A 21331-nucleotide genomic window follows, 5' to 3' on the forward strand; every position below is an offset into this window, starting at 1 on the left:
AAAAATGAATTTCCCTTCTGCTGCTCTCTAGCTACCAATCCATCTCAGTCGACTTATACTTTGATGGCTTTTTGCTGCGCGATTCATTATTTTTTTGCTCTTGCTTTAATACATCTTGTGCATTATCGTTAGGAGGGGGAAATCCTTCTACTTCATCCATGCTACTTAATTCTACTGAGGCTTCGCTTTGTGCTTCGGCAAAATCAGATTCACTCTCTTGGTCACTTTCCTCACTTTCGCCTTCTTCATCAGATTCTTGCTGTCCCTCGGGCATGTTAGGATCCTGATTATACTGGCTATTAAAATAGTCAATAGTTTCCTGAATTAGCTTAGCTGCATTGCGTTGGTGACTTGATAAATTATGCTGTTTTTTTGAGGTAATCAATTTAGCTGCTTTTTGTTGAAACATAAAAGTAGAATCCATTTTATTGATGGCTATTTTATGTATTGTATCTTGCTCAAACTGTATTTGTAATACATTGTGGATCGAATCAAGTGCAGTCTCTAAATTCCAAATTAGTTGTAATATAAGGCTTGTAGTATCACTATATTGTAACTGTGTTTGTGCAAACTGTTGTAATTTTTCGGTACGGTTATCCTGAGTGAAATTTTGTTTCTTATTTAGTTTCTTACGTAGGAACCAAGTTACATTGTTATTATGCTTCTGCTGTAATTGCAATTCGTTGGTCAACACTTTTAATATCTCTTTCACAGGATCATTCATTTGATCTTGCAACTGATTTTGCTTTTCAATTTCTGCCAATAATTCATTCTCACTTTGCTTAACAACTTCGTAGTTGAATATGGCATCTTTTAGTTTTGGGTTTAGTTCTAAGGCAATTTTGTAATAGCTTAAACTTTCGTTGTAGAGTTGCAGTTTTAATTCATCAATATCAAATTCCTCGTCCTCTTCAATATCTATTTCTATATGAAAAGTTTGTTGGTACAAACAATTGGCAACATTATATGCCAAAGCAGCTTTTGTTTCTCGATGTGTACTTTGTTCGTAAGCTGTTTTGTAATCGTTTGTAGCCAATATATAGGCTTCTTGATTGGTACTTAGTTGTGCACTTTTGTTTAGTTGTTTAATCTTATTTTGCTCATTATTACAACTGAGCAATGATAATATGAAAAACGGAATAAGAACCTTAGTGATTTGATGTCCCTTTCTTTTAGAGATGGCTAGTGTGATGAGGACTAATAATAAAGCCAGTGCTATAAACCATTGAAACTGCTCTTTAAAGCTGCTAATGTCAGATTCTATTTCACTTTTGAGTTGTGCATTGTTTTTATGTTGCTGATAGATATTAATTAAGTTAATGGTTTTGCCAACCGTTTCTTCATAAGCTCCTTTGGTAATTTTGGCTATTTGTTTGAGGGCTTCAGGTTCTAATGCTGTTTTTACGGGTTCTCCATGATGTTGTACATAAGGGGATGTTTGCATTTTATCAGCATCTGTTTCTGGTATTAAGCTCTCAATATTGGCATTTCCAACACCAATGCTTACCAAGTTAATTTGGTTCTTTAGGAAGTATTGGCCCAAAGAATCTAATTTACCCATATCACCGCCATCCGATAATAGTAATACATCAACTAAAGCCTGTTTTTGCGTTTCAAGCAAATCGTTACAAACCCGTTCCATGCCTGTTGAGATATAGGTACCACCTACGTTAGCCGATTGCCAATCCACATCTTGTACTACACTCTTAAAAAAGTTATAATCGTAAGTAAGCGGACAAGCAATTTGCGATGCACCAGCAAAAACCACCAATGCAATTCGGTCACCTTCCAAGCTCTCAGCAAACTCTATAATAGCTTGCTTCGAAGCTTCAAGTCTGTTGGGTTTCATATCCTCAGCCAACATACTTCTGGATACATCAAGCAGAATTACAATATCTTTTCCTTGGCGGATAGAGGTGTCTGTTTTTAAATTCCAAGCGGGTTGTGCCAATGCAAAAATCAGCAAAGCACAAGCAGATAAAATTAAAGATATTTTTAGGTTACGCAACTTTTTTGGTCGCTCAAAAGCACTAGTTTTTCTATGTGGAAATAATATTTTTAAAGCCTTACTACGTTTTACCGATGCACGCAAATAAAGAAACAGCAATATGCCAACCAATGGCATAAAGCTTAAATATATGGGTTTATATAGTACTAATGCTATCATGGAATTTTGCGTAATATGGTGTTGCGAAGTATTATTTCGGTGCAAAGAGTCAGTAAGGCCAATAGTGCAAAAATGTAAAACACATCCTTTTTTTCTATCACCGATATGGTTTTGATATCGCTCTTTTCAAGTTCATCAATTTCTTTATACACTTTATTGAGCGTACCAAAATCGTGTGCACGCCAAAACTTGCCTCCTGTTAAGTTCGACATTTGTTGTAAGGTATAGTCTGTTTGGCTTAAATCTTCGGGCAACTCAATAGTTTGTCCTTCGTGTTCTATTTCTTGTGTATCGGGTTCGTCTTGTAACGAGATGGTATAAATTTTAATGCCCCATTTATTGGCCAATGCTGCTGCTGCCATGGGTTGGTATTTACCACAGTTATTTTCGCCATCTGTTAACAGGATGATGATTTTGCTTTTTACAGAAGTGTCATCTGTTTTTTGCACGTTTTGCTGATCGTAAATATCATCCATGCGTTCAAGGCGCGCTGCAGCAAGGGCAGTGGCATCGCCATAAGCTGTTCCATCTTCGTTGGGGCGATCTTCAATTTCAAGTTTATCCACAAAGTGCACCAATACATCAGGCCCCATAATAAACGGACAAATGGTATTGGCAAATCGCGCAAAAGAAATGATACCTATTACATCGTGTGTGCGTCCCACAAAAGTGGAATCGTTACCCTTTATAAAACCCGCAATAACATGTTTGGCCACTTCCATTCGGGTAGCAGAGCTATCTGCAATTTGAACATTCTGATCCATACTACTCGAAATATCCACCACCAGTTGCATGGCAATCCCCTTTGATTTTCGTTCAGACTTTGCATTTGTAGTTACGGGGCGTGCCAGGGCAAATATTAGAAAAAAGGCAGTTGCTATCTGCAATATATAAGGTAACTTATAATACCATTGCTGACGTTTATTTATGAGTTGCATGGCAGCATCATTCGACATGGAAATTCCGCCAGCCGTATTTCTACGGTGCCGATAAATCACAATTACTACTAATATTGGGAGTAGCAAAAATGCTATGGGAGATTCAAATTGCATTGACTCTTTTGTGTTTAGTATTTTTAATTATTGAGTTTATCCACTAAGTAGCTTATTAACTTGTTCCGACGTTCTGATTCAGCTTGATTTTGAGCAAAGCTTTGTTCCTTATAATAGCTATCATATTCATTAATAAGTTTGATATATTCTGTAGGTTGAAGATGTGCCTTAAAACTAAATAAGAGCTTTTGTAAATGGCTATCGAATTTCATTGGGCTTATCGGTTTAAGCCTTAATGATTCTATTTCTTTTAATAAGTATGTCTTTTCATCACGTTCAATAATAGGTGTCTCAACTTTAGTTTGAAGCCTTCTTTTATAGATGTAAAATCCTCCTGCTGATAGCAGAATAATACCGATAATAAATCCAAATGGGAAACGAAAGGGCAATTTTGTAATGATTGGTTTTGGCTCGGCATTTTTATCATTCAGAACTGAGTTTACACATATCTGTATGCTATCAGTTTTTACCTCAGCCCCATTATTGAATTGCACATTAAACCCAGAAAACCATATTGTATCGGCTTGCTTAGCAGAGAAAATAAATTGGTATTGATGCAATAATCTATCTGCCCTTGAAACAATAACGGTGTTCTTATTGAAATGCGCTAATTGCAAATGCTTTTTGTATTGTTTATCGATGGAAACTTTAGGTGTAAGTTCTTCATTACTTTCGATGTTTAAACTGAAATTAATATAATCAGGTAAGTGGTACTGCGTTTTTTGTAATCGAAGCTCAACAGAGCTTTCTCCTAATGAATAATGCTGTCTTAGACTGGTATCTTCTTTCTTATTGCAAGCTAATAGCACTACTCCCATCAGGGAAACAAACATTACTTGGTAGAATAATTTGTTTGTATGATTTCTATGCGCCCACATGATTCCGTCCTTTTTTGCGTTGACTAAAAAAATGCTTTAAACTAATTACTGCGTCATCATTTGCATTAAGTTTGAGATGTTCGCAATTTACATCGAGCAGCATACGATGTAATTTGTCTTGTTGCTCACGGAGTGATCTATTTATTTTTTTAAGTAGTTTTCGGTTAGATGTATTAATAATGCCTGAGGTGCCACTTTCAATAGCATTCATTTCAATTAAGCCCACATTTGGTAATGCTTCGTCTAATGGGTCGCTTACTTGCAAACAAATTAAATCGTGCAATTCCGATACCAACTCCAATTCCTCTTGATAATTAGAATCCATAAAATCGGAAAGAAGAAATACCAAGGCATTTTTCTTTTCTAATGAAATTAAGTGCTGCAGGGCTGTTTTGATGCTCGTTTTTCTAGAATTGCTCGTTTTTTTATATAGTAAGTCGATGGCTTTAATACTTTGCGATGCCGTTTTTGAAGGAGGTAAATATCCCTCTATTTCATCTGTGAATTTAATGATAGAAACCTGATCGCGGTTACGCACACAAAGCATGGTGAGTAAGGTGGCTAGTTTGTTAATAACACTTTGCTTGCTCGACTCTAAACTATGTACTAATCCTGAAGCAGAAGCATCGACTAATATAAAAACAGATAATTCTTTATCCTCTAAATTCTGGCGGATATATAAATCACCGGTTCGTGCAGTCACATTCCAATCAATCATTCTAATCTCATCACCCGGGGCATACTTTCGTATTTCAGCCAATTCGTAGCCGTGGCCTTTAAAGGCACTGCGGAATAAGCCTGCTAATTGTTCATCAACAATTTTAAGAAATTGCAGGTGAATATCGTGAATGTCGGTTTCGTGTACTGACATATTAGGCTTCCTCAAGAGCTACGTTTTTAAGTATGGTATCAATAACCTTTTCGATGCTAATGCCGCGAGACTGAGCTTTATAATTTACTACCACACGATGGCGTAAAATATCGGGAGCCACAGCATGGATATCTTCAGGAGTAACGTAGGTGCGCTGTTGTAAAAAAGCTTTTGCTTTTGCCGCCTTTGCCATAAATATGGTAGCCCTAGGCGATGCACCAATCTTAATATATTCGGCCACCTCGCTAACGTACTTTTTAGGTTCACGGGTGGCAAAAATTAAGCGAATAATATATTTTTCTAAGCGCTCGTGTAAGAATATTTCATCAAGCGAAAGCTGAATATCTTGTATCTCGGCTATGTCAACCACAGGTTCTAACTTCACATCAGCCTTGGCTTTCGACATGGCTTGTAGTATTTGATGTTCTTCTTCAAAACTTGGGTATTCCACATTTAGTTTGAACATGAATCTATCAACCTGTGCTTCTGGTAACTCATAGGTTCCCTCTTGTTCCAAAGGATTCTGTGTAGCCAAAACAAAAAAAGGTTTTGGTAATTGAAGCGTTTCTTTACCAATGGTTACTTGCTTTTCTTGCATGGCTTCTAGCAAAGCCGACTGTACTTTAGCAGGAGCACGGTTTATTTCATCGGCCAATACAATATTGGCAAAAACAGGTCCTCGCTGGGTTTCAAAACTTCCGTCTTTCGGACTATAAATTAATGTACCCGTTAAATCTCCAGGTAATAAATCGGGAGTAAACTGTAAACGTTTAAATGAGGCATGTAAAGTATCGGCCAGGCTGTTAATGGTTAGGGTTTTTGCCAAGCCAGGGACCCCCTCTATAAGAACGTGACCATTGCATAATAGGGCCATGAGTAATTTATCAATTAAATCACTTTGCCCAATGATTACTTTGCTGATTTCTGTTTTAATTTTATCAAAAAGCAGTGCTTTCGTTAATAATGCTTCGTTTTCAGTTTTTATATCGTTCATTATAATAGGTCTTTATACTTACTAATATCTTATTTTATAATTCTGGCACCATCTTCTTGTATCCAGGCTTCTTTGCCATCTATTAATTTTATTTTAATCCATTCATTACGTTGCTCTAACATAGTAAACTCACAGCCTTTGTTTAGTCCACTCATTAGTGCATCTTCGTAAACCAAGCTGTTTCCTTTTTTAGCAATGATGCTATCTTTTATGATGATGCCCTTTGTAGATTCAATGCTGCTTAAGGCCAATAATATGGTTATGGGTAGTAGAACCGCAAAGCCAATCCATCTGTAGAAAGCCGGGAAACGTTTTTTTATGGGAGTGATAAAAAGGAGCAACACTATAATATACAATGGAATAAATAGTAACACTTTAATTGGGGTAGCTATGCTTCGGATATACTCCATAGTGAGGGCATACCTCGATGAGGTATTCTCTTCAGTAGCATCAGTCACTAACGATTGTGCATATTGTAGGTTATGACTCACATCCTTGTGATAGGGCAAATATTTCTGAGCCATTCTATAGTTATATATGGCTAAGCCTAGTTCGTCCATTCTAAAATAGGTATTCCCTAAATTGTAATGTAGCCATCCGTTTTTGATGTTCGACTTCTGTATCAAGTACTCTAATCTATTGGCAGCTTTTTGATAGCTAGCTTTTGCAGAATCAGGATTTGCAGCTTGTAATTCATCTGCCTGTTCAAATAGTTGAAGTGCTTCTTGATAGCTTTCATAATTTTTATCGGCATAAGCCGAAATCCCAAAACAGAGCATCAATATGGCTAAATGGTATCTTAGCAAGTATTTTTTTATTTCTGTAAGCATATCTTAGCAAGTTTATTGATGCATATTTTAATCTCTTCAGTATCGGCTAAAGTTGATTTATCAGTTTGAGAAAAGCTATTACTGAAGTAAACAGCATAAAAATCTTTAATGGGTTGTAAATCGATATTTACAGAGTAAAAAGAACAAACTTCAGTTATTTTACTAGGCAATAATACTTCATCTGTAACAGCAAAAGCATCCTGAAAGAAAATTTGTATTGCATTCTGGGTTTCCTCAATAGTATTGCATGGACTTTTATTAAATACTTTTGTGGCCTTACGAATGTTTCTTTTTTGAATGGCGGATTGGCTAGTGAAAGATGCATACGCTTTATTGCCTAAAAATATGGCAATAGGCAAGAGGATTAATGACCACCAAAACCAATGGTTTCCTTTTTGTTTCTGTTGATTCAGGGCATCTTTTTGTGTGTATAACTGGAGTATCCCGTAAGGATTAGATGTTAATGCATTTTTTTTAGCAGCGGTTTGAGTAGAATCAGCAATATCACTTGTGTTTGCTTTATTGGGTAGAACTTGTATATCTATGGCATTGGTATTGATAAATGCATAGCTGTTTTTCGATAAATCAAAATAAGGAATATGAATTTCAGGTAGCGCCTTCGTTTTTGTGCTATTAATGCGGATTAGTTTGTCGATGGTAATTAACGAATCATTATACGAAACTACAGGGTTTGCCTTAGTAAATGAGAAATCATTATTCAGCAGTGTATTGAGCTCTGGTAAAGCAAATGTCTCGGGAAACGGATAGTCTTTAATTTTGAATTGCATTTTTAGAGCTTCGCCTGCTTCAATTTGTGCTTCGCTTAAATTAGCCTCGGCATTGAAAGCACCGAATAAGCCACTAAAATTTGCAGGTTTGTTTTTCCTAGGGAGTTCTTTAACATGTAGTTTTATGGTTTTGGATTGACAAACCAATCGCTTGTATTTGTTTGAGGTTTCGGTATCGAATAGATTATTATCGAAGTAAGCAGGGTAGGCATTGAAGGAAGTATTTTGCTTTAGGTATGAGCATAAAACAGTAGATGGTTCTATCTCGAAAATACCTGCTTGCTGGGGTGCGATGGTTAGCTGAAATTCGATGCCCTTATATGGTGTGTTATTAATATCAACATCGTGTATGCTTGCAATTATACGCTTGCCCGAAACGGGTAGACCAATATCGTGCTTTGAGAATTGTGCCGTTTTACTAGGTGTATATACTTTAAAATATTTGTTTTTGTAAATGGGTAAATCAATATTTACAGCCTTTAGGTTATTGAGAGGAATAGCCGATTGCCAATTAAAGTACAGCGTAATAGGCTGAAATTGAAAACAGCTGTTTTCTGAAACAGTTACCTCAAGCCGTAAATTAGGATTACGCTCAGGAGCTTGCACTATTAAAGGAAAGTTATCAGTTTTAATATTTCCTATAGCTGCTTGTGGTAGTAAAAGCGAACCTGCTTTAACAGGAATAAACTTATACCTGAAGATGGTTGTGGTTTGATCTTCGGTTTCTACTTTCTTTTTTTCAAGTAATTGGTAACTGAAAGCTTCAGAACTCGCTAGTTTAGGTTGCTTTTTAACATCAGAACCAACTATTATTAAAGAAGCCACAAAATAATCGCCTACAAAATAGCTTTCGTTGCTGCTTTTCCAAAATGCAGTTTGCGCTTCTGTTGAAATTATAGAAATTAACAAACAGAATAATACCAACAGTCGTTTTCCAAATTGTGATTTGTGTATTGGATGTTTAATCATGACTCAAAAATACATAATGCAGTTGGCTTTTGTGTACTTGTGCGTATCAAGATTAGTACTTCGGGGAGTGTTTAATAGATTAAATATTGAGGGGTACATTGTTTGTTTCTACTTGTGATAACTATAGAGTTCTTTTACTAATAGAATGATTTCTTCTTGAAGTTCTGGCGGACTGACCACTTTAACTTCAGTTCCAAAACTAATAATCCATTTAGCAAAATAGATGAGGTTACCATAGGCAAAATCCATTGTATAATTATTACCATCAAATTGCTCATTTAGCAAACCATAAAAATACTTTGCAAGGGATACCTGCGCGTAGATGCTTTTATCAAATCGGAGGGTAATTTTTTTCAGGTCATTTTGGGGAGAGAGTGCATTGAAATAATCTTCAATATTAATTAGGTGTTCATCACCATAGTGTTCATCTAACACCTTAAGCGAGCAGATGCGGTCTAATCTAAAATCGCGATAGCTATTCCTTAGTCTGCAATATGAAATTAGGTGCCACGTTTGCCAATAATTACAAAGGCACATGGGTTCAATTACTCTAGAACTTGTTTTACCATTGTAATTTGCTTCATATTCAATCTGCAGTAGCTTTTTATTTACAAGCGCATGCTGAATATCATTTAGACATAAGTCAGTGTCATGATTGTTAGTGTTATTAATATTGTAAACACTTATTTTTTGATCTAGTGATTCTAGATAATCCTTTTCGCTTGAGCGTAATACTGATTTAAGTTTAAATAGAGCAGTGGTGAAGGCTTCTTGAATTTTTACATCGCTCATTTTTGACATCAGCTTTTCTGCTAATATAAAAGCACTGGCTTCATCTTGCGTAAACATGATAGGAGGCAAATTGTATCCAGAGCATAAGGAATACCCCTTACCGGCTTCGCTAGCAATGGGTACACCACCTTCTTCGAGGGCTCTAATATCTCTATAAACAGTACGTAAGCTAATATTGAAACGATTAGCAATTTCGGCAGCTGTAACACAGCTTTTACTTTGAAGTTGTATGAGTATGGCACTTAATCTATCTATTCTATTCATTGTTATAGAGGCATATTCTACTTCAATAAATATTTCAGTAACACAATTAGATTGGTCTTCAAAATCGCAGTTGATGTAAACTTCACGATTTCGTCCACTTGGTTTAAGTTTATTCTTAAACACACTTTGAATTAACTTACCATATACATTACCAAATTCGCTCCAAGGGCCATTGTGGGTATACGAAATGCCTTTCATCTCGGAAAGGGTAAGAAATTGAATAAACTCAGTATCGGCACCCGCTTTGGCAACAGGCACACAAATATTAAGGTCGAATATGGTATCAAGCTTATCGTCGCAGCCATTATAATCCCAAATTTGTGCTCCCGTAGGTTCAATTCCTTGGTTGCTGAGTTCTTTATAAATTGCCTCTGGGGTAACGCCAACTTCATCTTTTATGGTATTAAGAGATGTTTTAATACTGTGGCATGCTACTAATGTTTCATTCATTTTTGTTGTCTTCATAATATTATCGTTTTAGATGTTTATTAGTACAAATAAAACAAGGGGGAGTGACAACAGTATGTCAGTAGCTTTTATGTGGGGAGTTAATTTTTTAAAAAAAGGCAAAAAAAAGGTTGACCTATTGGTCAACCTCTTTATTATCTTCATCTGTGATCTTGAACTCTAAAAAACTTAACGAAGCGGAAGGTATCAATTTCAATCCGAATGTATATTTAAACTTCCATTTAAGGAAGATTGAAGGAAAGCCTTTCGTTAAATAAGCTCCCAAATACGGATGAACCTTCAGGGTCAATTTCTTTTTCTTGTGTCCTTCAACAGCTTTTCTAATGCTGCTCTCCAGTTTTTCTTCCAGTAGGATAGCTGGTGCAATTTTACCTGTTCCATAGCAGGATGGGCAAGACTCATTAGTCTCTATTTCCATTTCAGGTCTAACACGTTGACGTGTAATTTGCATTAATCCGAATTTACTCAGCGGCAGAATATTATGCTTTGTTCTGTCGGGGCCCATAGCCTCTTTCATGCGCTCATACACTTTGTGCCTGTGTTCGGCCTTTTGCATATCAATAAAATCAACAACAATAATTCCACCCATATCGCGCAAACGCAATTGGCGTGCAATTTCATCGGCAGCCGCTAAATTAACATCAAGAGCATTGTTCTCTTGTGTGTTTGCGCTTTTTGACCTGTTACCACTATTAACGTCGATAACATGAAGTGCTTCCGTGTGTTCAATAATAAGATATGCGCCACTTCTAAAGGATACTGTTTTCCCAAAAAGTGCTTTAATCTGTTTCTCAATTCCAAATTGATCAAAGATAGGGACGTTTCCCTTGTACTCTTTCACAATCTTTTCTCTGTCGGGTGCAATTAGCCCAACATATTCTTTTACCTCGTTATACATATCTTTATCTGATACGTAAACGCTGTTGAAAGAAGGATTCATTATATCCCTAAGAATGGCCGAGGTGCGTCCAATCTCTCCAACAACAAGAGCTCTAGGCTTTAAATGGAATAATTTAGCCGTTGACTCTTCCCAACGTCGAAACAGTGTGCTTAATTCTTTATCAAGCTCTGCAACACGTTTACCCTCTGCTACGGTACGTACAATTACACCGAAGTTTTGGGGTTTAATACTTTGTATTAGTCTTTTCAAACGGTTACGTTCTTCAGAAGATTTAATTTTCTGACTAACGGATACCTTATCTGAAAAAGGCATTAATACAAGGTTTCTTCCTGCAATGGATAATTCAGAAGTTAGCCGTGGCCCCTTTGTTGAAATGGGCTCCTTTGCTATTTGCACCAATACTTCCTGACCTACTGTAAGAACATCTGAGATTGAACCGTGTTTATCAATATCCGGTTCAGCTTTAAGCTTGTTTAAGGCAACTCCTCCCTTTTTGGTAGTGGCAGCGATATTAAGAAACTTTTTGAGGGTACGAAATTGGGGTCCAAGATCCAAATAATGCAAAAAAGCATCCTTTTCGTAACCAACATCAACAAAAGCAGCATTTAAGCCTGGCATTATTCTTTTTATCTTACCCAGATAAATATCGCCAACCGTAAATTTTACGTTGCTTTTCTCTCTTCTTAATTCAACCAACCTTCTATCCTCGAGCAATGCAATCGAAAGCTCGTCGGGAGATACATCTACAAATAGTTCTGCACTCAAAATGGTAGGTATTTCAATAATTTAAGAACGATGCCTTAGTATTATGTCATCAATAAATTTTGATGAGATGTTACTTATTTGTAACATCAATATTAAGGTCTTTTTTTTAATGTCTACATACAACAAAGAACAGACCGGTAAGACAAATGTCTTTTTAGTCTGTTCTTTATTATGTTTTTTACCACAATGTGGAGAAGATTACTTCTTCTTCTTGTGTCTGTTTTTTCTAAGACGCTTCTTACGCTTGTGCGTAGCCATCTTATGTCTTTTTCTTTTTTTTCCGCTTGGCATAACCTAACTTTTAAACTTATTAATAACCAAATTAATTTACGTTGTTTTTCACTTTTGTTACAAAGCTCTTAGAAGGCTTAAATGCAGGAATAAAGTGCTTTGGAATAATGATCGTAGTATTTTTTGAAATATTACGAGCAGTTTTCTCAGCTCTTTCTTTTACAATAAAGCTACCGAAACCACGTAAATATACATTTTTTCCATCCACTAAAGACCCCTTAATAGTCTCCATAAAAGCCTCAATAGTCTTTTGCACTGTAACTTTCTCTATCCCTGTATCTTTAGAAATCTCGTTTACAATATCAGCCTTTGTCATCTTTCTATAAAATTATTTAATAATCAAGTAATTACAATGTTTTTCAAAATTTGAGACTGCAAAGATAGAATGATATTCGAAATAAAAAAAAACAAAAAGCTTATTTTTGCTAAAAAATATACAATGAGAGATTTCAGTAGTGAATTGATTTTGTGGTACAAAGCGCATAAGCGTTCCTTGCCATGGCGCAAAACAAAGGATCCGTACCATATATGGATTTCTGAAATTATATTGCAGCAAACACGTGTTATACAGGGGATTTCGTATTACGAGAAATTCACAAATACCTTTCCAACAGTAGGAGATTTGGCACTTGCTACTGAGGATCAAGTACTAAAATTATGGGAAGGATTGGGTTATTATTCCAGAGCCAGAAATATGCATGTGGCAGCAAAAAAAATTTACTTTGAACTAGATGGAGCATTTCCGGGTACATATAACGACTTGATAGAATTAAAAGGTGTTGGTCCGTATACAGCCGCCGCTATTAGTTCAATATGTTATAATGAGCACAAAACGGTTGTTGATGGTAATGTGTTTCGTGTATTATCCAGGTTATTTGGTATCGATACAGCTATTAATAGTACCATTGGTAAAAAGCAGTTTGAAAAGCTCGCCCATAGTTTAAATACCGGTAGTGAGCATGGTTTATTTAATCAAGCTCTTATGGAGTTTGGTGCCTTGCATTGTACACCTAAACTTGCCAAGTGTGAAACTTGTATCTTTCAAGATACTTGCGAAGCGCTTAGGAGTGATAAAGTAGATGTTCTTCCTGTTAAGGAGAAGAAGTTAAAAGTGAGAAATAGATATTTATCATTTCTTTGCATTATTGATGCCAATGACAATACATTTATCCAAAGGCGCGAAGGTAAAGGAATATGGGAGGGCTTGTATCAGTTTCCTTTATATGAATCTGCAGAAGAGGTTTCAATTGAGAATTTACTCAATTCTGATTTTATTAAAGAGCTGGTTGCAGATGCTAAAAAAGAAATAATTTATACAAATCAGGTAAAGCATAAATTAACCCATCAAACTCTTTATATCAATAAAGTAATTTTAAAAATTGATCAGTTACTCGAAACAAATATCTTTGACATTGAGAGTATAAGTAATCTTAAAGAATATGCTTTTCCAAAACCTTTAACAGATATAGTGGCTCGCTTTGGCAAAGAGTAGAGTAATTTCTGTATTTTTGCAAATCTTACTTATTTAAGTATTTTTAAAAAAGTAAGTTTAATCCAATAACTAAATAAGAAATGTCGGTAAATAAAGTAATCCTAGTTGGTAATGTGGGTAAAGACCCTGAAGTTAGATATTTTGAAAATGACAGAGCTGTTGCTAATTTTCCGATAGCAACTACAGAGCGTGGTTTTAAAACGGCATCAGGGCAAGAGGTTCCTGAAAGAACAGAATGGCATAATGTTGTTATTTGGGGTGGATTAGCAAAAGTAGCCGAAAACTACGTTAGAAAGGGTACTCAAATTTATGTTGAGGGAAAACTCCGTACACGTTCGTGGGACGATAAAGATGGCAACAAAAGATATACAACAGAAGTTTATGTTGATAATCTTCAGTTATTAGGAAGAAAATCAGATAATCCGGGTGGAAATACGCAAGTCTCAACAGGATCTCAAGGATATAAAGAGCCTACTATTACGGAGCCTCCACAAGCTGGATTTACATCTAATACACCTAACGAACAATCTTTTAATGACTCGGATGAAACCGATGATTTACCTTTTTAATGTTTAACTTAGCCAATTAATTTTAACTACAGTATTGATTTACTCACATATAAATACAACAATTTTAGCTATTGAGTTATTGCCCCTAACCACTGGTGTAATGACTGCTATAGTAGCGCTTTTTATTTTGCTTTTATTGTCAGGTATGCTATCTGGTTCAGAAGTAGCGTTTTTCTCACTAACACCAAGTGATTTACACAATATTGAAGATGGCGAAAATAAGAGTGCAGCATTAATTCAACAGCATTTAAACGATCCCGAAACTTTATTGGCGACTATATTGATAGGCAATAACTTTGTAAATGTTGGTATTGTAATATTATCAGCCTTTATTTCTAATTCATTAATAAGCTTTGGTGAAACAGCTTGGGTTAAGTTTGCCATCGAACTTGTTGGAATTACGAGTTTAATATTATTCTTTGGTGAGATTTTCCCCAAGGTTTATGCCAGTAGATTTGCAGTTAGGTTTGCTGAGTTTATGGCTTATCCTTTGACTTTATTAAAGACTCTTTTTCGACCATTTAGTTATATTTTGGTAAAATCATCAGGCTTTGTAAATAGGCGTGTTGCTAAAAAACAAAGCTCCATATCAATGGATGATATCTCACATGCTTTGGAGTTAACTAGTAAGGAAATTACTGATGAAAAAGATATATTAGAAAGTATTGTAAAATTCGGTAATATCAGTGCTGCTGAAATTGCTACTCCTAGGGTAAATGTTGTTGATGTTGAAATATCGAGTTTATTTACCAAAGTGCTTGAGATTATTGTTGAATCAGGCTTTAGCCGTATTCCAATATTCGAAAATACGCCAGATAATGTAAAAGGTGTTTTATACGTAAAAGATGTATTGCCTTATTTAGAGAAAGGCGATGAATTTAATTGGCAAGAACTCATCCGAGAACCTTATTTTATTCCAGAAACAAAAAAAATAAACGATTTACTAGAAGAATTCAAACTTAATAAAATTCATATGGCCATTGTGGTTGATGAATATGGCGGTACTTCTGGGATTGTTAGTTTAGAGGATATATTAGAAGAAATTGTTGGCGAAATATCTGATGAGCAAGATGATGAGGAAGCTACTTATACTATTCTTCCGGATGGAACCATCTTATTTGAAGGGCAAACGTTATTAAATGATTTTCATAAGGTAACTAATATCGATGAGGATTATTTTGATGAAGTAAAAGGAGAAGCAGAAACCTTGGCGGGATTGTTATTGGAACTGAAAGGAGAGATACCTGATAAAACAGAGATCATCAAATATAAAAAATGTGAGTTTACTATTGTCGATGTTGATTCACGTAGAATTATTCAAATTAAATTTGAGGAAAAACGAATCGGACGTGTTCGTTAAACAATTGCCTTAAAAAGCTATATAATGAGAGGGAAATTAAATAAACAGCTAGGCTTAATTATAGCTTTAATTGTAATAATCACTGCTTGTACACATTCAACAACACCAAAACCACGTGGATATTTCCGAATTACTTTTCCCGAGCATGAGTATTCGTTATATCAAGATGGTAAACCCTATACGTTTGAAGCTTCAAAACATGCTAATGTAATAGCAGACCCATCTCCACATGCAGAGCAATACTGGTTAAATATTCGTTACCCACAGCACAAAGGCGTAATTCATTTTAGTTACAAGCCCGTTGAAGATAATCTTGTTGTGATACTTGAAGATAGTAGGGGATTAGCCTATAAACATTCCATTAAAGCAGATGCGATTGGTGAACGTGTTTTTGCTTCAGACGAAAACAAAACCTATGGTATTTTATACGATATTAAAGGAGATGCAGCTTCATCGTTACAGTTCTTTTTAACGGATAGTGTAAAGCACTTTGTACGTGGATCCTTATATTTCGATGTTATCCCTAACAAAGATTCATTGGCTCCAGTTGTTGATTTTATAAAAGAGGATGTAATGCACTTAATGGAAACATTAAAGTGGGAAGATTAAACACTTTATAATCATGCCTCTAATTAATACTATAAATCACAATAACGGTTTTGTAAAGGTTTGGAAGATTGAAGAAACTGTTGATGAAATATTAGCAGAACTTCAAGTTTCAGATGATGATTTGCAAAAAGTAAATTCGTTTAAGCTTGTTAAGCGAAAGCTTGAGTTTCTCTGCACACGTTGTCTTATAAGCGAAGTTATCGGTGTATATCCAAAAATAAGCTATTTAGACTCAGGTAAACCAATACTTGAGAATAGTGAATATATCATAAGTATTAGTCATACTAATGGCTTTGTTGCTGTTGCTTTTACCACAAATGGTGTTCCGGGTGTAGATATCGAATACCCTTCTGATAGAGTGATGAAAATAGCACAACGATTTATTTCAGCAGATGAGGATCTATTTATTCCAGTTGCAGATAACAATAAATACTACTCTTTAATATGGTGTATTAAAGAGGCTTTGTATAAGCTATTAGATACCGAAGGGGTAATTTTCAATGAAGACTTACTTTGTAAACCATTTGTAATTAGCAATCAAGGTATAGTTAATACTTCCGTTTTTGTAAATGATAGTACAGAATATCTAAATATTCACTACTTAATCACTCCTGAATATTATTTGGCTTATAAGATTTAGCATTGTTTATTATGCGAACTCTCGCTAGCTTTACCCATACGCATATCAATACAAAAAGAATGATACTTGAGTTAATTAAAGATAAGCAGAAAGCAGGTAAGAAATTGCTTGCCATGCTCATTGACCCTGAAAAATATCCTCAGAATAACCTAATTAAAGTAATAACTGCAATAGAATCGGCTATGCCAGACCTGATATTGGTGGGAGGTAGTTTAGTTTCGGTGAAGACAGATAAGGTAATTAAATCCCTTAAGCAACACCTTGATGTCCCAGTAGTGCTTTTTCCAGGAAGTTTATTACAGGTTACCCCTGAGGCAGATGCTTTGCTTTTTATATCGCTTATTTCAGGGCGTAACTCAGATTTATTAATAGGCAACCATGTTGTAGTTGCTCCTTTTCTAAAAGAATCTAATTTAGAAGTGCTTAGTACGGGGTATATCCTTGTTGAAAGCGGTAAAAGAACTTCAGTTGAATACATGAGTCAAACGGCTCCTATACCTGCTGATAAATCCGATATTGCTGCCGCAACCGCTATTGCCGGAGAAATGTTAGGGCATAAACTAATTTATCTTGAAGGAGGGAGTGGAGCAGAGGTGCCGATTCCGCAAGAATTGATACAAAAAGTGAAGCTTAGTATTGACATTCCTCTTATAGTTGGAGGCGGTTTAAATACCGCAGAAAAAGTAAAAAATGCATGCCACGCAGGAGCAGATGTAATTGTTGTTGGAAATGCATTTGAAAAAGATATTTCGTTACTATCCGAATTTAGAAAAATAATTAAGTCTTATTAGGTCTTTATAATGTCCAAACTATCAGCTTATTGAGATAGTGTAAAGTGAACAATAATTTTTTTACACTTTTTTGTTTTTTTTTATTGATATACAACTTTTAATCATACATTTGTAAGAGTTAGTTTTTATTTACATTTATTATGAAAGAAGGAAAAGTAAAATTTTTTAATGAATCAAAAGGTTTTGGTTTTATTAAAGACAATGAATCAGACAACGAGTATTTCGTTCACGTAACTGGTCTAATCGATGAAATCAAAGAGGACGACGACGTTACTTTTGAATTAAAAGAAGGAAAAAAAGGATTAAATGCGGTTAACGTAAAGTTAGCATAGATTAAGATATTTCGATATATAATTTATATTACGCAAATCCAAGCCCTCACATTTATAATGTGAGGGCTTTTGTTTTTTATAGGTAATCGAAATGTATTATTCATAGATGTTATTGGTCAATAAGTTAACTTCAATCAATTAGGACTTGAAATACAAATAAAATATCCCTAAATTGGATTAACACTACTTAATAATCACTACTATGAATAAATGTAAATTATTGCTATTAACAGTTGTATTAGGGGCATTTATGACCTTACATGCTCAAAATCTTGAAGATTTTATATCAAAGTATACTTCAGAGAATGGGCAAAAATATATGCAGCCTTTTGCTGATGCTTTCTCCGCTAATCTTAATAGTGGACTGTACCATAATTCGAGTATTGAGAAATGGGGTTTCCAAATGTATATAGGAGTTGTTGCTCAATCAGCAATTATTCCTACCAAATCAAAGTATTTTATGGCCAAATATGACGATCCATCTTCAGGACTATCAGGTGAGATTGAAGCGCCAACTGTTTTTGGACCTGCTGAAGGACCTACTGTGACACACCCGGGTAATGGATTAAGTTATGTTCTCCCAGGAGGATTTGATGTAGATCATATGCCCTTACTGATGCCACAACTTACCATAGGGTCGGTATATGGTACAGACCTAACAATTCGTTATACCAAAATGAATATTGAAGATGCAGGTGAGTTAGATGTATTTGGTTGGGGAATTAGGCATAGTATTAATAATTATCTCGATAGTATTCCTGTTGATATAGCAATTGGTTATTACAATCAATATTTTAAAGTAGGGGAGTATCTTGATGCAAGTTCTAATATCATTAGTTTGCAGTGTAGTTACAATACCTCGTTTGTTACTTTTTATGGAGGTTTATCTTATGAAACAGGAAAGGTAAAGGTTCAATACGATTATAGTGGAATAGAACCAGAAGTGAATTCTGAGTCTACAGAACCTGGAGATAAGGTGGAATTTGATATGGATGCAGCTAATACCATTAGAGCAACACTTGGTATAACCTTAAATATGGGGCCTTTTAAAGTTAATGGAGATTATAATTTTGCTAAACAGAATACTGTTAACGTAGGAATAGGGTTTGGAATAAATGAACGGGAAAGATATAGGAAATCTAAGGAATTAAAATAACTCCCGATTTTCTCGGGGTTAAGTATAATTAGTTGAGTTAAATAATTTGTAAAATATAATACGATGAAAAAGTTAGTAAACTTATTTATAATTTCCATCCTTTTAATTGCTTGTGATGAAAAGGAGATAAAGCTATACCCAACAATTGAGCATGACGCAACAATTATAGTTGCAGATAACGGAAACTTTGAAAAACAAGCTATAATTTATGCGAGTACTATTAATGAAAGTATTCAAGATTTGGAGTTTGAAGATGCAGGAATAGAAGATGTTTACATTGAAGGTGTATGGATTAACGTAAAAACATTAGGTATGAATGAGGCTGATACAATAGCATTGGACCTTACTATTAAAGAAAACAATCAGCTTAAGTACTTATTAGATAATTATGAATTAGTTATTCCAGATGATGAGGAAGAAATATTTCTACCCGACTACCTTCAAAAAGAAGGGGTGGATGCATTACATAATTTATTGAAGGATATTGTGGTGAGCGGTGCCGCAGATACAGATATTGAATTTCTGGCAATGGGCCAAGCAAGTCCTGAGGATAGTTATATTAATGTAGAATTAGAGATTCTTATTAAAGGAACTGTAGTGTTCTCACAAACAATTGGTGTAGGGGAATAGCCCCTGATAAAAAATTATATATAAACTAAATAATTCACATATAATATGAATTAGGGTTAATCTCAATTTTAATACTATGATTTTAGGTGTATCTGAATGGCTAAGTGGCAAGTTAGGATGGAGTGTTAAGGGCATCCGTATTGCTTTTGTTTTATCGGTATTAATCTTCGGTGCAGGTATTGGGTTGTACCTAATACTTTGGATTGTTAAGGTGTTTTCTAAGTAGTGTGCAGTATCAATAAAGTTTAATTTTATTATAAAATATTACCAATATTCCACGTCAATCTCTTTTTTTTGAAATAAGTTATGAGTAAGTGTTGCGAATATAAAAATTATTCGTATATTGCGATGGGTTAGGTTTGGTTAAAGATTGAAAAGCTGCTATCGTTCTCACGATAGTGGCTTTTCTTATTTTATACGTATCAGTGAAAATAGGTTCACTAGCAATAGGTTTCTTAAAACTTAATTTTAGCTTTACATTTATTGGAATGACTCGCCTATTGAATCTATTGATAAGTCATATACTCCTTTATATTATTTCAATAATATTTCTCTTAAGAGCTGAATCCTAGTAACAGATGACTCCCTGTAAATAGCAGGAACCACTTATTTGAGGAAAGAGATAAAACGCGACTTTCTCAGAGTTCACACTGTTGCTTACACAGAATAATGAAATGAATAATATTTTCAAATAAGACATTCTCTAATTAGAAAACCTGGCAAGTTCCAATTTTTGTAAGGTACATTGAAAGCTCCTACCTTCTATAGTTCCTATGGTCTTCATTGTATTCGATAAAGGAATAAAATCCACATTCTGATTTTTTGCTGTTTATATATGTTACTATCTAGATTTTTTATTATATTTGTATGGGTTAGGTTTGGTTAAAGATTGAAAAGCCGCTGTCGTTCTTATGGCAGTGGTTTTTTTACTTTTATCAAATCTTTAAATAATAGAATGTTAGTATTTATTTTCTTTGAGGCAGTTGTGCGATCAAAGTTTTTTTGCTACCATAGTGTTTTCTTCTTCGTACCTCATTGCAATGAGCTAATAAACAAGGTTATTAAAATGTAGCTATTTTAAATTTACTGCTTTAAATTTACTTCAGGTGTCTTAATATCCAAATTTGTAATCATTTCTAGGAATTCAAGTTTTCCAATTTTGCCAACTGCATAATCAAGCACTACTCCTTGGGGATCTGTAAAAATCGTTATTGGTGTTACATCGATGTTATAGCGCTTTATGATTTCTTTAGTATTGGGATCATCAACATTAATTATTACAGGTACAACTTGTGCATTAACGGCCTTCATGACTTTCTTATCTGCAAAAATTTCACGCTTCATAATACGGCAGGGTACGCACCAATCTCCTGTGAAAAACAATAGTATATTTTTGTCGGAATCATTAGCGATTTTTCGAGCAGAGACCATATCATCAGCCCACACTATATCATTGGAAGGAACGTAAAATGAATACCACGCATATAAAAGAGAAAGTACAAGGAAAGTGAGCCAGAACCATCGCCAAAAAGGATGTGATTTAATTTTTGAAGAATTATCTATTTTATTCATAAATCAAAATTATTAAGGATACAAGTAAACTTAGTTTAGCTATTACACCAATCTTGCTATGGTTACAATACCTTATTTAACGTGAATTCGACGTAAGAAAAGTTCTATTTTAAGAGAAAAGAAACAAAGCATTTGTTATATTTAAGTATC

Annotated in this window: 21 protein-coding genes; 10 read left to right on the forward strand and 11 right to left on the reverse strand. The window is 34.8% G+C overall.

Annotated features, from left to right (window positions below):
- Nucleotides 1-31: 31 nt before the first annotated feature.
- The 10 genes from QMO11_RS19790 to QMO11_RS19835 form a co-directional block, all read right to left on the reverse strand.
- Nucleotides 32-2167, reverse strand: coding sequence for a vWA domain-containing protein (locus QMO11_RS19790; protein ID WP_282039520.1), 2136 nt, complete (start codon nt 2165-2167; stop codon nt 32-34).
- Nucleotides 2164-3219: a VWA domain-containing protein gene (locus QMO11_RS19795; RefSeq protein ID WP_282039521.1), complete on the reverse strand. Its 1056-nt coding sequence runs from the start codon at nt 3217-3219 to the stop codon at nt 2164-2166. The genes QMO11_RS19790 and QMO11_RS19795 overlap by 4 nt, the downstream gene beginning before the upstream one ends.
- A 23-nt stretch (nt 3220-3242) precedes the next feature.
- Complete coding sequence (locus QMO11_RS19800; RefSeq protein ID WP_282039523.1) at nt 3243-4052, reverse strand: hypothetical protein; 810 nt, start codon at nt 4050-4052, stop codon at nt 3243-3245.
- 31 nt (nt 4053-4083) lie between these two features.
- On the reverse strand, nt 4084-4968 hold the full coding sequence (locus QMO11_RS19805; RefSeq protein WP_282039524.1) for a DUF58 domain-containing protein: 885 nt from the start codon (nt 4966-4968) through the stop codon (nt 4084-4086).
- Between the two features lies 1 nt (nt 4969).
- Complete coding sequence (locus tag QMO11_RS19810; RefSeq protein ID WP_282039526.1) at nt 4970-5962, reverse strand: AAA family ATPase; 993 nt, start codon at nt 5960-5962, stop codon at nt 4970-4972.
- A gap of 29 nt (nt 5963-5991) precedes the next feature.
- Nucleotides 5992-6792, reverse strand: a complete 801-nt coding sequence (locus tag QMO11_RS19815) for an SH3 domain-containing protein (protein ID WP_282039528.1) — start codon at nt 6790-6792, stop codon at nt 5992-5994.
- Nucleotides 6777-8549: a hypothetical protein gene (locus tag QMO11_RS19820; protein ID WP_282039530.1), complete on the reverse strand. Its 1773-nt coding sequence runs from the start codon at nt 8547-8549 to the stop codon at nt 6777-6779. The genes QMO11_RS19815 and QMO11_RS19820 overlap by 16 nt, the downstream gene beginning before the upstream one ends.
- Nucleotides 8550-8657: 108 nt before the next feature.
- Complete coding sequence (locus QMO11_RS19825) at nt 8658-10070, reverse strand: HTH domain-containing protein (RefSeq protein WP_282039532.1); 1413 nt, start codon at nt 10068-10070, stop codon at nt 8658-8660.
- Nucleotides 10071-10188: 118 nt separating this feature from the next.
- Nucleotides 10189-11739 carry an Rne/Rng family ribonuclease gene (locus QMO11_RS19830; RefSeq protein WP_068472032.1) on the reverse strand — a complete coding sequence of 517 codons (1551 nt, stop codon included), beginning with the start codon at nt 11737-11739 and terminating at the stop codon, nt 10189-10191.
- Nucleotides 11740-12061: 322 nt separating this feature from the next.
- Nucleotides 12062-12346, reverse strand: a complete 285-nt coding sequence (locus QMO11_RS19835) for an HU family DNA-binding protein (RefSeq protein WP_068472034.1) — start codon at nt 12344-12346, stop codon at nt 12062-12064.
- Nucleotides 12347-12469: 123 nt separating this feature from the next.
- On the opposite strand from QMO11_RS19835, the gene mutY reads away from it, so the two are divergent.
- From mutY to QMO11_RS19885, 10 genes are all read left to right on the forward strand, one after another.
- Complete coding sequence (gene mutY / locus QMO11_RS19840) at nt 12470-13522, forward strand: A/G-specific adenine glycosylase (RefSeq protein WP_282039535.1); 1053 nt, start codon at nt 12470-12472, stop codon at nt 13520-13522.
- 80 nt (nt 13523-13602) lie between these two features.
- On the forward strand, nt 13603-14091 hold the full coding sequence (locus QMO11_RS19845; protein WP_068472036.1) for a single-stranded DNA-binding protein: 489 nt from the start codon (nt 13603-13605) through the stop codon (nt 14089-14091).
- 100 nt (nt 14092-14191) lie between these two features.
- Entirely contained in the window at nt 14192-15451 is a 1260-nt protein-coding gene (gene gldE, locus QMO11_RS19850; RefSeq protein ID WP_282039539.1) for a gliding motility-associated protein GldE, read from the forward strand.
- 24 nt (nt 15452-15475) lie between these two features.
- The gene (gene gldD, locus QMO11_RS19855; protein WP_282039540.1) at nt 15476-16060 is read left to right on the forward strand and encodes a gliding motility lipoprotein GldD; all 585 of its coding nucleotides are present in this window, start codon (nt 15476-15478) and stop codon (nt 16058-16060) included.
- 13 nt (nt 16061-16073) lie between these two features.
- Nucleotides 16074-16700, forward strand: coding sequence for a 4'-phosphopantetheinyl transferase family protein (locus QMO11_RS19860; protein WP_282039542.1), 627 nt, complete (start codon nt 16074-16076; stop codon nt 16698-16700).
- 11 nt (nt 16701-16711) lie between these two features.
- Entirely contained in the window at nt 16712-17491 is a 780-nt protein-coding gene (locus QMO11_RS19865) for a phosphoglycerol geranylgeranyltransferase (protein WP_282039544.1), read from the forward strand.
- A gap of 140 nt (nt 17492-17631) precedes the next feature.
- Nucleotides 17632-17823 (forward strand): cold-shock protein, encoded by a 192-nt coding sequence (locus QMO11_RS19870; protein WP_068472046.1) that lies wholly within the window; start codon nt 17632-17634, stop codon nt 17821-17823.
- A 202-nt stretch (nt 17824-18025) separates the two neighbouring features.
- Complete coding sequence (locus QMO11_RS19875) at nt 18026-18979, forward strand: DUF6588 family protein (protein WP_282039545.1); 954 nt, start codon at nt 18026-18028, stop codon at nt 18977-18979.
- A gap of 63 nt (nt 18980-19042) precedes the next feature.
- Complete coding sequence (locus QMO11_RS19880) at nt 19043-19609, forward strand: hypothetical protein (protein WP_282039547.1); 567 nt, start codon at nt 19043-19045, stop codon at nt 19607-19609.
- A gap of 76 nt (nt 19610-19685) precedes the next feature.
- Nucleotides 19686-19835 carry a PspC domain-containing protein gene (locus tag QMO11_RS19885; protein WP_282039549.1) on the forward strand — a complete coding sequence of 50 codons (150 nt, stop codon included), beginning with the start codon at nt 19686-19688 and terminating at the stop codon, nt 19833-19835.
- A gap of 857 nt (nt 19836-20692) precedes the next feature.
- Here QMO11_RS19885 and QMO11_RS19890 read toward each other — a convergent pair.
- Nucleotides 20693-21181 carry a thioredoxin family protein gene (locus tag QMO11_RS19890; protein WP_282039551.1) on the reverse strand — a complete coding sequence of 163 codons (489 nt, stop codon included), beginning with the start codon at nt 21179-21181 and terminating at the stop codon, nt 20693-20695.
- Nucleotides 21182-21331: the final 150 nt, after the last annotated feature.

It is taken from the genome of Saccharicrinis aurantiacus, assembly GCF_947489045.1.
Taxonomy (GTDB): Bacteria; Bacteroidota; Bacteroidia; order Bacteroidales; family Marinilabiliaceae; genus Saccharicrinis; species Saccharicrinis aurantiacus.

What these genes read in the sequence shown, in the direction of transcription:
- QMO11_RS19790 (WP_282039520.1), bottom strand. Translation starts at nt 2,167, where the DNA reads ATGATAGCATTAGTACTATATAAACCCATATATTTAAGCTTTATGCCA.
- QMO11_RS19875 (WP_282039545.1), top strand. Translation starts at nt 18,026, where the DNA reads ATGAATAAATGTAAATTATTGCTATTAACAGTTGTATTAGGGGCATTT.
- QMO11_RS19865 (WP_282039544.1), top strand. Translation starts at nt 16,712, where the DNA reads ATGCGAACTCTCGCTAGCTTTACCCATACGCATATCAATACAAAAAGA.
- gldE (WP_282039539.1), top strand. Translation starts at nt 14,192, where the DNA reads ATGACTGCTATAGTAGCGCTTTTTATTTTGCTTTTATTGTCAGGTATG.
- QMO11_RS19825 (WP_282039532.1), bottom strand. Translation starts at nt 10,070, where the DNA reads ATGAAGACAACAAAAATGAATGAAACATTAGTAGCATGCCACAGTATT.
- QMO11_RS19795 (WP_282039521.1), bottom strand. Translation starts at nt 3,219, where the DNA reads ATGCAATTTGAATCTCCCATAGCATTTTTGCTACTCCCAATATTAGTA.
- QMO11_RS19870 (WP_068472046.1), top strand. Translation starts at nt 17,632, where the DNA reads ATGAAAGAAGGAAAAGTAAAATTTTTTAATGAATCAAAAGGTTTTGGT.
- mutY (WP_282039535.1), top strand. Translation starts at nt 12,470, where the DNA reads ATGAGAGATTTCAGTAGTGAATTGATTTTGTGGTACAAAGCGCATAAG.
- QMO11_RS19800 (WP_282039523.1), bottom strand. Translation starts at nt 4,052, where the DNA reads ATGTTTGTTTCCCTGATGGGAGTAGTGCTATTAGCTTGCAATAAGAAA.
- gldD (WP_282039540.1), top strand. Translation starts at nt 15,476, where the DNA reads ATGAGAGGGAAATTAAATAAACAGCTAGGCTTAATTATAGCTTTAATT.
- QMO11_RS19815 (WP_282039528.1), bottom strand. Translation starts at nt 6,792, where the DNA reads ATGCTTACAGAAATAAAAAAATACTTGCTAAGATACCATTTAGCCATA.
- QMO11_RS19820 (WP_282039530.1), bottom strand. Translation starts at nt 8,549, where the DNA reads ATGATTAAACATCCAATACACAAATCACAATTTGGAAAACGACTGTTG.
- QMO11_RS19845 (WP_068472036.1), top strand. Translation starts at nt 13,603, where the DNA reads ATGTCGGTAAATAAAGTAATCCTAGTTGGTAATGTGGGTAAAGACCCT.
- QMO11_RS19805 (WP_282039524.1), bottom strand. Translation starts at nt 4,968, where the DNA reads ATGTCAGTACACGAAACCGACATTCACGATATTCACCTGCAATTTCTT.
- QMO11_RS19890 (WP_282039551.1), bottom strand. Translation starts at nt 21,181, where the DNA reads ATGAATAAAATAGATAATTCTTCAAAAATTAAATCACATCCTTTTTGG.
- QMO11_RS19810 (WP_282039526.1), bottom strand. Translation starts at nt 5,962, where the DNA reads ATGAACGATATAAAAACTGAAAACGAAGCATTATTAACGAAAGCACTG.
- QMO11_RS19885 (WP_282039549.1), top strand. Translation starts at nt 19,686, where the DNA reads ATGATTTTAGGTGTATCTGAATGGCTAAGTGGCAAGTTAGGATGGAGT.
- QMO11_RS19860 (WP_282039542.1), top strand. Translation starts at nt 16,074, where the DNA reads ATGCCTCTAATTAATACTATAAATCACAATAACGGTTTTGTAAAGGTT.
- QMO11_RS19835 (WP_068472034.1), bottom strand. Translation starts at nt 12,346, where the DNA reads ATGACAAAGGCTGATATTGTAAACGAGATTTCTAAAGATACAGGGATA.
- QMO11_RS19880 (WP_282039547.1), top strand. Translation starts at nt 19,043, where the DNA reads ATGAAAAAGTTAGTAAACTTATTTATAATTTCCATCCTTTTAATTGCT.